Here is a 13,254-nt window from a genome sequence, read left to right on the forward strand (position 1 = left end):
ATGCGGCGGGATTATTGCGTCTATCCAAGGCTCGGTGGCAGTTTTATATCTGTCAAAGACCGCAATCAACCGGACACCCACGATGAAACAGTCACTGCAAATCAAGATGGGCCAGTCGTTGGCCATGACGCCACAACTGCAGCAGGCAATCAAGCTCCTGCAATTGTCGACACTTGAACTGCAGACTGAAATTCAGACCGCTCTCGACAGCAATCCCATGCTCGAGATGCAAGATGACGAAGGCGCTGAGCCCCGCGAGGCCGACCTGGCCAACGAATCACGCGAAACGCGCGAAGCCAATCGAGAAGCTGAAACGGCGGCGGCCGAGCAGAAGCAATCAGCCACAGAGGTTGAACTGGCAGGTGAAAGCTCACAGGGCCAGGACGACACCATCATGCCCGAAGACCTGCCCGTTGATAGTGTCTGGGATGATGTTTATGACTCAGCCTCCCCCTCCAGCACAGGCACCTCTGGCAGCGACGGTGAATCGCGCGACTTCACCGAATTCCACAATGCCGGAATTGCCAGCATTCAGGACCACCTCAACGAACAGATCCGCTTCGCCCCACTATCCGAAAGAGATCAGGAAATTGCCGAGACCATTATCGATGCTATCGATAATAACGGTTACCTGATAGACGATGTCGACATCCTGATTGACGGTTTGAACCGCGACATCATTGATGAAGACCTGATGTTCATCGCAGATGAGTTTGAAACCGTGTTGCATCTTGTGCAGCACCTGGACCCACCCGGTTGCGGTGCTCGTGATGCCAGTGAGTGCATGACCATCCAACTGATGCAACTGCCTGAATCCATTATCAGAACCAATGCTCTGGGCATTGTCAAAGACCATCTGGAGCTATTGGCAGCACACGATTTTGCACGCCTGCGCCGCCTGTTCAAGGTAAACGAGGAGCAACTGCAAGAGGCCATCGCCCTGATTCGCAGCCTCAACCCTCGCCCCGGCCGGCAGCTGGTCAATGATCACGATCAATATATCGTGCCTGATGTTTTCGTCAAGAAAGTCAAAGGCGTCTGGCGTGTTGAACTAAATCCTGACATTGCCCCCAAACTGGGTATCAACGCCCTCTATGCCGGTATGGTCAAACGTGCTGATAAAAGTGACGATAACAACTTCATGCGGAACCATCTGCAGGAAGCGCGCTGGTTCATCAAGAGCCTGCAAAGCCGCAACGAGACGCTGATTCGTGTGGCCACCGCTATCGTCGAGCGTCAGCGCAGCTTTCTGGAATACGGCGACGAGGCCATGAAACCGCTGGTCTTGCGCGATATTGCCGAACAACTGAGCCTGCACGAGTCCACCATCTCACGCGTTACCACCCACAAATACATTCATACACCACGCGGTATTTTTGAATTCAAGTATTTTTTCTCAAGTCACGTCTCCACCGCCAACGGCGGCGAATGCTCGGCAACCGCCATACGCGCCATGATCAAGAAGTTCATCGCCGCGGAGGACGCTACGAAACCGTTATCTGACAGTAAGATTGCCAGTACGTTAGTCGCAGAGGGAATACAGGTTGCGCGTCGCACCGTTGCCAAGTATCGTGAATCCATGGCAATTCCGCCATCAAATGAGCGTAAACGTTTGAACTGAAAGATTTTATGACTCTACAGCACCCTTTGCCAAAAAGCCTTTCAAACACCACTCCGAAGCAAGTCGACCCGGGGTTAAGTGGGGCATTGGGGTTGCCGACATCTGTCTATATGTTCGTATGGGGCCGGCAACGGTCCTGACATTCCGCGAGGTCCTTGCGGACTCTCGCATTCCAAAGTTGAACCCTTTGTTGAACACCAGGAGATGCCCATGAACTTAACCGTAACCGGTCACCACGTTGATGTCACCAGCTCGATGCGCAACTATGTGAATGACAAGATGGAACGCCTCCAGCGCCACTCTGACAACCTCTTCGGGGTCCACGTGATTCTTACCGTGGAGAAGAGCCGACAGAAAGCTGAGGCCACCATCAAGGTTTCTGGCACCCAGCTGTACGCAGATACCACCGAGCCGGATATGTACGCAGCTATTGATCTGTTGACGGACAAACTGGACAGACAGCTGATTCGGCACAAGGAAAAAATGAAGACTCACCGACGCACGGGTGACACCGCAATCCCTGAATAATCCATCCGACGCTTTTAATCCGATCTGCGAGAGCGCACAATAGCGCTTTCGCAATCACTCAAAGCTCCTGTAACAGTGCAAACTGCAGGATCTCTGAGACAAAAAGTGTGGCCAAACTTTTACACCATGGATTTATCCGATCTGCTCGAACCCGAGCGTATACGTTGTCAGTGCGAGATCCAGAGCAAAAAGCGCACTTTGCAGACACTGGCAGAGCTGTTGGGCGAATCACTCAGAGCAAAGAGCGCGAGTGATGCCGAAGCCCTAGCCGACAACGACACCAACGAAAGCAAATCTGGCACCCGCAAGGTCAGGTTGTCACGCAAACAAAGCAGCAAAAACGAGGGTGAACCAGAAACCCTCAGTGACATGCAGATACTCGACGCACTGATCAGCCGCGAACGGCTTGGCAGTACCGGTCTGGGCCACGGCGTTGCCCTCCCCCACAGCCGACTCAGCAATATTCAGGAACCTATAGCCGCGCTTGTGACCCTCAACCAGGGCGTTGACTATGAGTCCGCTGATGGTCAGCCTGTCGATCTGGTACTGGGCCTGCTGGTCCCTGAACACTGCAACGATGAACACTTGAAGATTCTGGCTCAACTGGCGCGCCGCTTCAGCGATGAGGCACTACGCACCTCTCTGCGCGGGTTTGTCGAGCCAAATAACCTCTACGCACACCTGGCCTCTCTGCCACCTACAACAGACTGATGTCATCACGACAACTGACCGTTGGTGAAGCGGTACAGGCACTTGGCAAGGATCTGGATCTGAGCTGGGCGGCCGGTCACGATGCAAGCTCGCGCATGCTGACACGCGACCTGGCCCCCGGAGAACGTCCGCGACTGCTCGGGCCGCTGAATTTCAACAGTCCCAACCGAATCCAGCTTCTGGGCGCGGCTGAAGTGCGGCTGTTCAACGAAACCTCGGTGCTGGATACCTCACGCTTCGAGTATTCCTTGCCCAATACCTGCGACATGATCGTGATTTCCGATTCTCTGCCTGCGCCGCCGAGCATCATTGAGCTGGCTGAGCGCGAACGCATCGCCTTGATACGCTCGACAGCGGATTACAGTCAATTACACAGCCGCATGCGGTTTTTGCTGACGCAACTGCTGGCTGAGCGCGAAATCATTCATGGCGTGATGATGGACGTTCATGGCACCGGGGTCCTTATCACCGGAAATGCCAGCGTCGGCAAAAGTGAACTGGCTCTGGAGCTCATCAGCCGTGGCCATATACTGGTCGCCGACGATGCCCCTGAATTCACCCGTATAGCACCCGGCACTCTGGAATGCCAATGTCCGCCACTGCTGCAGGATTTTCTGGAAGTGCGCGGTCTTGGCGTCCTCAACATTGCCCTGATGTACGGTGATGCACACACTCGGGCCCGGAAGATCCTGCGATGCATCGTGCATCTGCAACCGGTCAGTGGCGAGGATTTCAACAAGGATCTGGCGGCCATCGCCGGAGATCGCATTGGAGAACCGACCGGAACTCGTCTGGTACTGGGCGTCAAGGTCCCCAAACGCACTATTCCAGTGGCACCGGGACGTAACATGGCGGTCCTGGTCGAAGCTGCGATCCGAGATCAGATTCTGCGTGCAGGCGGTTATAGTGCATCCAGAGACTTGGTCAGCAAGCAGGAGCGGGCACTCGCCCTGGCCTCCCGGCAATACAGACTGCGCCCCAGCGCACCACTTCCCCCAAAATCAGGTACCGACGTTACCTCTGACAAGGAGACACCTCAATGACGCGTCTGACGATAGTCACAGGCCTGTCGGGCTCAGGAAAAAGCGTCGCACTCCATACTCTGGAGGATGAAGGTTTTTTCTGTATCGACAATCTACCGTCCTTTTTACTGACCGAATTCATCGACAAGCTGCTGGCCAGTGGCTCTGAGCTTTACTCCAAACTGGCTATTGGCGTCGACATGCGCAGTGAGCGCGCATCAGCCGACAACCTGCTGAAGCTGCTCAAGGAGCTGCGTGCCAGGCAAGATGCCGAAGTTGAAGTCCTGTTTCTGGATACCGATCGCACTCGTCTGGTCACCCGTTTTTCTGAAACTCGCCGCAAGCACCCACTGAGCAGTCAGGATTTACCACTGATCAGCGCGATTGACGAAGAGGCACGCCTGCTGGAACCGGTCAAGGACGATGCTGAGCTCGTCATCGACACCTCAGCTCTGAATTTGCATGAGCTGCGCAATCTCATCCGCACCTATATATTGGGCAAGACCCAAGTCGGCCTGGCCCTGACTTTCCAATCCTTCGGGTTCAAACATGGCACGCCAGCCAGCACCGACTTCATGTTTGATGTGCGTTGCCTGCCCAATCCTCACTGGGAACCGGACTTGCGCCGTTTCACTGGCCGTGAGAAACCCATCATCAAGTTTCTTCAGGAACAACCAGATGTAGAGGATATGTTCACTGAAATTCGCAACTATCTGCAACGCTGGTTGCCACTGTTTGAAGCAGAAAACCGTGCCTATCTGACCGTTTCGGTCGGATGTACCGGTGGTCGCCACCGCTCGGTCTATCTGGTTGATCGACTGGCCGATCATTTTGCACAGGAACGCAACAACGTCTCCAGACGGCACCGGGAATTATGATTCAGCAAGAACTCGAGATCGTCAACAAACTGGGCCTGCATGCGCGAGCGGCAGCCAAGCTGGTCAAACTATCATCATCTTTCTCTGCCAGCATAGACATCGAAAAAGAAGGCCAGCGCGTCAATAGCAAAAGCATCATGGGCGTCATGATGCTGGCCGCCAGTTTTGGCTCTAATGTAACCGTCTCCGCCGACGGCGACGATGAACAGGAGGCATTGGCGGCTGTCGTCGATTTGATCAATCGTCGCTTTGACGAAGAGGAGTAGCCCATGAGTCTGATGTTCAACGGCATTGGCGTCTCCCGTGGCACTGCCATCGGACAAGCTTATCTGCTGCGTCGAAATCAGATTGATGTAGCGTCCCGCACCCTGCAGAAAGATACCATTCCGGCGGAAGTGCGACGATTCAAACGCGCCGTCAAGATGGCACGCGCACAGTTGCTGACAGCTCGCGACAATATTCCCAAGGATGCTCCCAGCGACGTCAGCTCGTTTCTGGAGACACATATACTCATGCTGGACGACGCGGTGTTGTCGCAGCGCCCCGTCGAGATCATCAAGACGGAAATGATCAACGCCGAAGCGGCATTGCAGCAACAACGCGAAGAGCTCATCAAAGTGTTTGGCTCAATGGATGACAGCTACCTGGCGACTCGTATCGATGATGTCAACCATGTCATCGACTCTGTTCTGCGTGCCCTGGATGGCGGCACCGAACACGTTCTGGGCTCCGAGCAGTGGAAAGGCCAGATCATCGTCGCTGATGACCTGACGCCTGCCGACACTGTGACGATGCAGCATCATGGCGTTGCCGGCTTTGTCACTGAAACCGGAGGGCAACTGTCTCATACCGCCATTCTTGCCCGTAGTCTTGGCATTCCGGCGATTGTTGGCGTACCCAACATCCGCCGCTATATCAAGACCGGCGAGGTAATAACTCTGGATGGGCGCCTGGGCATGGTACTGGCCGAGCCTACCGAGGAGATGTTGACAGACTTTCGCCGTCAGCAGAAAGACAATCGTCTGCGGTTGCGCGAGCTGGCAAAATTGCTCGATACCGAGGCGATTACTACGGATGGCGTCAAGATCAGGCTCTCCGCCAATATCGAAATAGAAGAAGATCTGAAGGCTCTGAAACGCGTCAATGCTGACGGCGTCGGTCTGTACAGAACCGAGTTTCTGTACATGAATCGGGAAACCGTACCGAGTGAGCAGGATCATTTCAAGGTTTACACCAAGGTTGTTCGAGCGCTGAAAGGTGCCCCGCTGACCATCCGCACGGCTGATCTGGGTGCTGACAAACAGGCGACCGGTCAACTGGCCAGTCGCACCCGGCCACAGGCGCACAACCCCGCCATGGGTCTGCGAGGAATCCGTCTTTGCCTCAGCGACACCTCGCTGTTCATTCCGCAATTGCGCGCCATTCTCCGAGCATCGGCACGCGGTCCCATCAAGATGCTGCTACCGATGTTGACGACGGTGGCTGAAATCAAGCAATGCCTGAAGCTGGTCGAGCAGGTCAAACAGTCGCTGCGTGAAGAAAACATCGAATTTGACGAAAAGATGCCTATTGGCGGCATGATAGAAGTCCCGGCAGCGGCTATAGAGGCCGAACGATTTGCCAAGCACCTGGACTTTCTGTCCATTGGCACCAACGATCTGATTCAGTACACGCTCGCCATCGATCGTATCGATGATCAGGTCGATTATCTCTATGACCCTCTGCATCCGGCCGTACTGACGCTGATAAAAATGACCATTGATGCGGGGCTGAAAAGCGGCATTCCCGTGGCCATGTGTGGCGAGATGGCTGGAGATGCCAGATTCGTGCGTTTACTGCTGGGCCTGGGCCTGACCGAATTCAGCATGCCGCCCAATCTGATTCTGGAAACCAAGCGTAACCTCATCACCTGCCGTCGTGCCACACTGAAGAAACAGGTCTCAACTATGCTTGCGGCACATACCTGTGAAGAACGTCAGGTCCTGCTGGACAAAATCAACGCCTCGGCACCCGAAAACTGATCGGCGACCCTCTCTCGCTTTCGCTTACCTAATGCCCTTTATGGGCAAGACTGACGCCTGATGGAACCTGAAGTCGAACAGAAACAATCCAGAACACTGGCAGAGAGCATCAGCGAGGGCTCAGTGTCAGCCGCCCGCAAGATCATGCTGGCCATGCATCCAGCAGAGATAGCTGATGCGCTGGAATCATTGCCCCCCGTACAACGCCGTGTACTCTGGAATATCAGCGATCCGGAAATCGATGGCGAAATCCTCATGGAAGTGGGCGATGAGGTTCGAGAGAGCCTGGTTCGCGACATGGACCTGGAGGAACTGGTCGCAGCCACCGAGCAGCTGGACCTGGATGATCTGGCCGATTTCGTCCAGTCCCTGCCCGAGCAACTCACCGCCGAAGTGCTCGCCGGTATGGGCCGACAGGATCGCGAACGCCTCGAACAAGTACTGGCGTTTCCGGAGGACAGTGCCGGCGGCCTGATGAACATGGATGTCATCACTGTGCGTGGCGATGTGACGCTGGACGTCGTACTCAGATACCTGCGCCGTCGTGGCGAGATGCCCAAACAGACTGACCGGCTCTGGGTCGTCGACCGCTACGGCCGCTATCTGGGTGAATTGTCACTGCGCCTGTTATTGACTCACAGCACCGATACACTGGTCAGCGATATTTCCCTGCGCAGAATCGAACCCCTACTTGCCCACACCACCCAGCGAGAAGTTGCACGAACGTTCGAAGATTTTGACCTGGTGTCTGCACCCGTTGTCGATGACAACAATCGCCTGATTGGTCGTATCACCATCGATGATGTGGTCGACGTCATCCGGGAAGAGGCGGAACAGTCGGTCATGAGCATGGCCGGTCTGAACAAGGAGGACGATATATTCGCGCCTATCTTCAAAAGCAGTCGCAAACGCGCCCTGTGGCTTGGTGTAAACCTTCTGACGGCCCTGCTGGCCTCGTGGGTCATTGCCCAGTTCGAAGGCACACTGGAGCGAGTTGTCACACTCGCCGTGCTGATGAGCGTGGTTCCCAGCATGGGAGGCATCGCTGGCAGTCAGACGCTGACACTGGTCATACGTGGCCAGGCACTCAACCAGATAAACAAGAACAACCTGCGTGATCTACTGACACGTGAGGTCGCCATCGGCCTGCTCAACGGCGTGCTGTGGGCCGTGATCATGGCAGCACTGGTGTGGCTCTGGTTTGGCGACAAGCAGATTGGCATGATTATCGGTGCAGCCCTGATCGTGAATCTGGTCACAGCGGCCTACGCCGGAGCCATGCTACCCATGATCATGAAGCGGCTCGGAATTGATCCGGCACTGGCTGGCGGTGTTGCCCTGACAACGATAACGGACGTTGTCGGACTGGTGGCATTCCTGGGGCTGGCTACCTTGATTCTCTAGCCAGCCACGCAGTTTTATTAATGGTTGCGTACAACCTTCAACCCACTCAGACCACTACCACTGGCTATTTTCGCAAGCTTTTGTGTCTGTACATTGACGTACTCACTGGAGTCTTGCACCTGACGCAACAGATCGTAGGAATCGATCTTGAAACCCTGAAACATGAAGCTGGTTTCTTCCCAGGGACGATCCAGTTGATTGACATACATACCCAGCTCTAGCTGGTTGTGATGAATCCAGCGAGATTCGGTTACAACGCGAGTAGATACCGTGTCTGCATGGCGTAAAACACTTTGTCGATTCAGTTTCATCTTGCTGCTCCCGTGTCAGGCTAAGGCCTGATCTCGTGGTGGGGAAACCGGTGCTCACCGGCGCTGATTGGAAAGATAATCCGATCAGACTTGCTACGCCACTGCATTGACAGCATTCCGTGCAGCATCTCTCGTTCCATCATTCACTCTTGAACAAGATGTGACGCATCCATCGTTCCACTGAGGAGATGCGTTATTTGATTGACTCGGGAAGATGACAATACAGACTGATGACTACCGTGACCTAACCTCTCCAGGCGATCAATTGACCGACAAGTGTTAGCTGCCAATTACTTGACGAAACAACGGTCAAACAATAAATATATGCACTATATTTACTTATTTCACAAAAGTGACTGACGTTTGAAAAGTTGTCCACAGCTTGTACACCGAGTTTTCCCCAGAACTCGCTCGCAAACCACAAGATATAGTATCAAAACACTTATCCAGCCCAATATATAGTGGTTTTTGACGTTGACCGGGCACGATACCAGCGATACACTTCGCGACCGCTCTGGGTTGTCTGCGATTCATATTGCGGTAGCAATTCACGATGCATTTTCTACACTATATGTTGCGCATGGAAGCGCATCAGCACACACTATGTTGTGTTCACAAGGAATTTGAGTGCCAACTGAATTTACTTGCATGGCCTACCGATAGGGGGTCTGCAGACACTAGGAGACTCCCTACGAACATGAGCAATGTTGACGTTCTGTCGATCAAAGACACCCCTGCCAAGACAGCTTTGGCCAGATTGCCTCTGCAGGAAACCTCACTGGACATCTGGGACAAGAAATACCGTCTCAAGACCAAGGAAGGCGAGAATGTCGATCAGACCATCAATGACACCTTCGTGCGTGTTGCTCGCGCTCTGGCCGATGTAGAAACCAACGAAGAAGATCGCGAACTCTGGTACGAGGAGTTCATCTGGGCCTTGGAACAGGGCGCCATTCCTGCTGGTCGCATCACCTCCAATGCAGGTGCTCTGGCTCATAAGCCAGCCACCTCCACCATCAACTGCACCGTCAGTGGCACGATTGTCGACTCAATGGACGACATTCTGGGCAAGGTGCACGAGGCAGGCCTGACACTCAAGGCTGGCTGTGGCATCGGCTACGATTTCTCGACTCTGCGCCCACGTGGTGCCTATGTCTCAGGTGCCGGCGCGTATACATCCGGCCCGCTGTCGTTCATGGATATATTCGACAAGATGTGTTTCACGGTCTCCTCCGCGGGTGGTCGACGTGGCGCACAGATGGGCACCTTCGATGTTCGTCACCCGGACGTGCTCGAATTCATCAAAGCCAAGCGTGAAGACGGCCGTCTGCGTCAGTTCAACCTGTCCCTGTTGATTACAGAAGATTTCATCCAGGCGGTGAAGGCTGACGAGCAGTGGCAACTGGCTTTCCCGATTCGCCAGAAAGAGCTTGATGATGGTGATATCCAGCTCGACGACCCGGATCAGATCGTCTGGCGCGACTGGCCATCCCATGTGAATGTAGTGGCTAATGAGGAAGGTCTTGTGGCCTGCCGCATCTACAAGCAGATGCCAGCCCGACGCCTGTGGGATCTGATCATGGCGTCTACCTACGATTTCGCAGAGCCCGGCTTCATCCTGATCGACAAGGTCAACGAGATGAACAACAACTGGTTTGACGAATCCATCCGTGCTACAAATCCATGTGTTACCGCTTCAACCTGGGTTCAGACCAGCAATGGCGCACGCCAGGTCAGCGAACTGATCGGCCAGCCATTCACGGCAATAGTCGATGGTCAGGCGCATGCGAGCGGCGAGGAAGGCTTTTTCAAGACGGCTCACAAAGACATTGTGACGTTGGCAACCTCTGAAGGACATAGCCTGAATCTGACAGCCGATCATCGCCTCAGACGGGTCAGCTCGTTCACACGCGACACAACAAAAACCGAGTGGTGTGCAGCTGGGGATCTGATTCCCGGTGACCGTGTATTACTCAATGACCACCGCTCTAATGCACAGTGGGATGGCGCCTTGAGTGAGTCGGAAGGTTATCTTCTGGGACTACTGATTGGTGATGGCACACTCAAGAGCGACAAGGCGGTGCTCTCGGTGTGGGAACAACAGGCTCAGGTGAACGGCCCGGCGGCAGGACTTACCGCTGGTGTATGTGCAGTCATGGAACAGGCTGAAGCCGCGGCTCGCACTCTGCCGCATCGAGCCGATTTTGCCGGTTGGCAGAAGATCGCTGGCCGTGGTGAATATCGACTGGCTACGAGCGCATTGAAAACTCTGGCTCATGCGACGGGCATGCAGGTGGGCGACAAGGCTGTCAGTTCGTCAATGGAGAAATCCTCTTCCGCTGCCTATGTCGGATTCCTGCGCGGCTTTTTCGACGCCGATGGTTCGGTACAGGGCACTCAGGCGAAAGGCGTCAGTGTGCGACTGGCCCAATCAGATTTGCCACGCCTTGAAGCGGTCCAACGCATGCTACTCAGGCTGGGCATTGCTTCATCCATCTATCAGAATCGACGCACTGCCGGCAGCGCGTTACTACCTGACGGACGCGGTGGCAGCCAGCACTACACAACCAAAGCGCAACACGAACTGGTGATATCCGGTGAAAACCTGGCTCGATTCAGCTCGACCATCGGTTTCGCAGACACGGATAAACAGTCCTCGCTGGAGTCACTGCTCAGCAACTACAGTCGTTCACTCAACCGCGAGCGGTTCGTTGCTCGTGTGGCATCAGTCACTGCGGCTGGCCAAGAGGACGTCTATGATGTTCAAGTTCCGGGCATCAACACCTTCGATGCCAACGGTCTGCATGCGCATAATTGTGGCGAGCAGCCCCTGCCCCCTTATGGCGCCTGCCTGCTTGGTTCCATCAATCTGACCCGCTTTGTGCTGGACCCCTTTACTGACAAGGCTCGTTTCGACTGGGAGCGTTTTACCCGCACCGTCGAGATCTTTACCCGCATGCTCGACAACGTTGTTGAAATCAATGGCCTGCCATTGGAACAGCAACGCCGTGAAATCGTACGCAAGCGTCGCCATGGCATGGGCTATCTGGGCCTGGGTTCGTGCATGACGCTGATGGGCATGAAATACGGCAGCAAGGAATCACTGGCGTTCACCGATGAAGTTACACGTGAGTTGGCCGTTACAGGCTGGCGTGCAGCACTGGCGCTATCGAAAGAGAAAGGTCCCGCTCCGATCATGGATGAGACTTTCACCGTAACTGGTGAGATGTTACGCAAGCGACCGGAAATGAAAAAAGACGGCTATTCAATTGGCGATGAGGTGCAGGGACGTGTATTGCATGCTCGCTACAGCCGCTATATGCAACGCATTGCCGAAGTCGATCCCAAGCTGGTAAAAGAGCTGGCCGAGCATGGTGCACGCTTTACTCACCACAGCTCAATCGCCCCGACAGGCACCATCTCATTGTCTCTGGCCAACAACGCCAGTAATGGCATCGAGCCCAGCTTTGCCCATCACTACGCGCGCAACGTGATTCGTGAAGGTCGCAAGACCAAGGAAAAAGTCGATGTATTCTCCTTCGAACTGCTGGCCTATCAAGCACTGATAAATGACAAGGCCCTGCCCTACAGCGATGACCCTGCCTGCCAGCTGCCTGACTACTTCATGTCGGCCGATGACATCACACCCAAGGATCATGTCTCTGTCCAGGCAGCCTCCCAGCGTTGGATCGACTCATCGATTTCCAAGACTGCCAATGTCCCGACAAACTTTCCGTTTGCCGATTTCAAGGACATCTATATGTTCGCCTATGATCAGGGCCTGAAAGGCTGCACGACATTCCGCTTCAACCCGGAGAACTTTCAAGGCGTGCTGGTCAAAGAGGCAGATCTTGAGAATACCGAATACAACTTCACACTCGAGGATGGCTCTGTCGTCAGCGTCAAAGGTAATGAGCAGATCGAATATGACGGAGAGATGCACACCGCCGCCAACCTGTACGATGCCTTGAAAGAAGGTTACTACGGAAAGTTTTGAGGAAGCCCATCATGAAAATTGCAAAGAAAATCGTTGGCTACTCGGTAACAAAACCGACAGACGCCAACAGCGACGGCACCGCGTTGACAGATAGTAAATCTGATGACGCGTCAAAGACAGAAGGCCAGTCGGCCGATGTCATCCATATGCACGAGACTCTTGCCCGCCCGCAGAAGCTGATCGGTTCAACCTACAAGTTGAAAACACCCGACCATGTTTCATCACATGCCATGTACATCACGATCAACGACATCGTGCTGAACGAGGGCACCGAGCACGAATTGCGACGCCCGTTCGAGGTCTTCATCAACTCGAAGAACCTGGAGCATTACCAGTGGATTGTGGCACTCACGTTGATCATGTCAGCCGTATTCCGCAAAGGTGGCGATGTCACCTTCCTGGTTGAAGAACTGCGATCGGTGTTCGATCCGCGCGGTGGCTATTGGAACAAGGGCAAGTACATGCCTTCGATCATTGCAGAGATTGGTGATGTGATTGAGCACCACCTGATTGATATCGGCATGCTGAAAAGCAACGAGCCCGATGAAGTTCAGGCAAAACTGATCGCTGACAAGAAAGCCGAGCTGCGAGCCGAGCACAGTGCTGCGCAAGCAGATTCATCGCAGAGCACCGAAGCTGCTGATGAGCCGTGGATGGCTACTGCCACGCTTTGCAACAAATGCAATACCAAAGCGGTTGTACTGCGCGATGGTTGCCAGACGTGTATGAATTGTGGCGATTCGAAGTGTGGTTGATGCCAC

Annotated in this window: 11 protein-coding genes; 10 read left to right on the top strand and 1 reads right to left on the bottom strand. The window is 54.4% G+C overall.

The window, feature by feature from the left end:
* Positions 1-82 precede the first annotated feature (82 nt).
* From IMCC3135_RS29025 to mgtE, 8 genes are all read left to right on the top strand, one after another.
* Positions 83-1,621 carry an RNA polymerase factor sigma-54 gene (locus IMCC3135_RS29025; protein WP_088920761.1) on the top strand — a complete coding sequence of 513 codons (1,539 nt, stop codon included), beginning with the start codon at positions 83-85 and terminating at the stop codon, positions 1,619-1,621.
* Positions 1,622-1,831: 210 nt separating this feature from the next.
* The gene (gene hpf / locus IMCC3135_RS29030) at positions 1,832-2,149 is read left to right on the top strand and encodes a ribosome hibernation-promoting factor, HPF/YfiA family (protein ID WP_088922147.1); all 318 of its coding nucleotides are present in this window, start codon (positions 1,832-1,834) and stop codon (positions 2,147-2,149) included.
* Between the two features lie 126 nt (positions 2,150-2,275).
* The gene (locus tag IMCC3135_RS29035) at positions 2,276-2,860 is read left to right on the top strand and encodes a PTS sugar transporter subunit IIA (RefSeq protein WP_088920762.1); all 585 of its coding nucleotides are present in this window, start codon (positions 2,276-2,278) and stop codon (positions 2,858-2,860) included.
* The gene (gene hprK / locus IMCC3135_RS29040) at positions 2,860-3,903 is read left to right on the top strand and encodes an HPr(Ser) kinase/phosphatase (protein WP_088920763.1); all 1,044 of its coding nucleotides are present in this window, start codon (positions 2,860-2,862) and stop codon (positions 3,901-3,903) included. The genes IMCC3135_RS29035 and hprK overlap by 1 nt, the downstream gene beginning before the upstream one ends.
* Complete coding sequence (gene rapZ / locus IMCC3135_RS29045) at positions 3,900-4,760, top strand: RNase adapter RapZ (protein ID WP_088920764.1); 861 nt, start codon at positions 3,900-3,902, stop codon at positions 4,758-4,760. Before hprK ends, rapZ begins: the two co-directional genes overlap by 4 nt.
* Complete coding sequence (locus IMCC3135_RS29050; protein WP_088920765.1) at positions 4,757-5,026, top strand: HPr family phosphocarrier protein; 270 nt, start codon at positions 4,757-4,759, stop codon at positions 5,024-5,026. Before rapZ ends, IMCC3135_RS29050 begins: the two co-directional genes overlap by 4 nt.
* Positions 5,027-5,029: 3 nt before the next feature.
* A complete protein-coding gene (ptsP, locus tag IMCC3135_RS29055) occupies positions 5,030-6,781 on the top strand; it encodes a phosphoenolpyruvate--protein phosphotransferase (protein WP_088920766.1) in 1,752 nt (583 codons plus the stop codon).
* A 60-nt stretch (positions 6,782-6,841) separates the two neighbouring features.
* Complete coding sequence (mgtE, locus tag IMCC3135_RS29060) at positions 6,842-8,185, top strand: magnesium transporter (protein WP_088920767.1); 1,344 nt, start codon at positions 6,842-6,844, stop codon at positions 8,183-8,185.
* A 17-nt stretch (positions 8,186-8,202) separates the two neighbouring features.
* Here mgtE and IMCC3135_RS29065 read toward each other — a convergent pair whose 3' ends face one another.
* Entirely contained in the window at positions 8,203-8,496 is a 294-nt protein-coding gene (locus IMCC3135_RS29065; RefSeq protein ID WP_088920768.1) for a DUF3391 domain-containing protein, read from the bottom strand.
* 697 nt (positions 8,497-9,193) lie between these two features.
* Here IMCC3135_RS29065 and IMCC3135_RS29070 point away from each other — a divergent pair.
* Both IMCC3135_RS29070 and IMCC3135_RS29075 read left to right on the top strand, forming a co-directional pair.
* Complete coding sequence (locus IMCC3135_RS29070; RefSeq protein ID WP_088920769.1) at positions 9,194-12,493, top strand: LAGLIDADG family homing endonuclease; 3,300 nt, start codon at positions 9,194-9,196, stop codon at positions 12,491-12,493.
* Between the two features lie 11 nt (positions 12,494-12,504).
* A complete protein-coding gene (locus IMCC3135_RS29075; protein ID WP_088920770.1) occupies positions 12,505-13,248 on the top strand; it encodes a TSCPD domain-containing protein in 744 nt (247 codons plus the stop codon).
* Positions 13,249-13,254 lie beyond the last annotated feature (6 nt).

Origin of the sequence: Granulosicoccus antarcticus IMCC3135, assembly GCF_002215215.1 — a bacterium.
GTDB classification, from domain to species: Bacteria; Pseudomonadota; Gammaproteobacteria; order Granulosicoccales; family Granulosicoccaceae; genus Granulosicoccus; species Granulosicoccus antarcticus.

Bases quoted from the DNA above. Each gene is read 5' to 3' on its own strand.
- IMCC3135_RS29025 (WP_088920761.1), top strand. From the start codon at position 83: ATGAAACAGTCACTGCAAATCAAGATGGGCCAGTCGTTGGCCATGACG.
- hpf (WP_088922147.1), top strand. From the start codon at position 1,832: ATGAACTTAACCGTAACCGGTCACCACGTTGATGTCACCAGCTCGATG.
- IMCC3135_RS29035 (WP_088920762.1), top strand. From the start codon at position 2,276: ATGGATTTATCCGATCTGCTCGAACCCGAGCGTATACGTTGTCAGTGC.
- hprK (WP_088920763.1), top strand. From the start codon at position 2,860: ATGTCATCACGACAACTGACCGTTGGTGAAGCGGTACAGGCACTTGGC.
- rapZ (WP_088920764.1), top strand. From the start codon at position 3,900: ATGACGCGTCTGACGATAGTCACAGGCCTGTCGGGCTCAGGAAAAAGC.
- IMCC3135_RS29050 (WP_088920765.1), top strand. From the start codon at position 4,757: ATGATTCAGCAAGAACTCGAGATCGTCAACAAACTGGGCCTGCATGCG.
- ptsP (WP_088920766.1), top strand. From the start codon at position 5,030: ATGAGTCTGATGTTCAACGGCATTGGCGTCTCCCGTGGCACTGCCATC.
- mgtE (WP_088920767.1), top strand. From the start codon at position 6,842: ATGGAACCTGAAGTCGAACAGAAACAATCCAGAACACTGGCAGAGAGC.
- IMCC3135_RS29065 (WP_088920768.1), bottom strand. From the start codon at position 8,496: ATGAAACTGAATCGACAAAGTGTTTTACGCCATGCAGACACGGTATCT.
- IMCC3135_RS29070 (WP_088920769.1), top strand. From the start codon at position 9,194: ATGAGCAATGTTGACGTTCTGTCGATCAAAGACACCCCTGCCAAGACA.
- IMCC3135_RS29075 (WP_088920770.1), top strand. From the start codon at position 12,505: ATGAAAATTGCAAAGAAAATCGTTGGCTACTCGGTAACAAAACCGACA.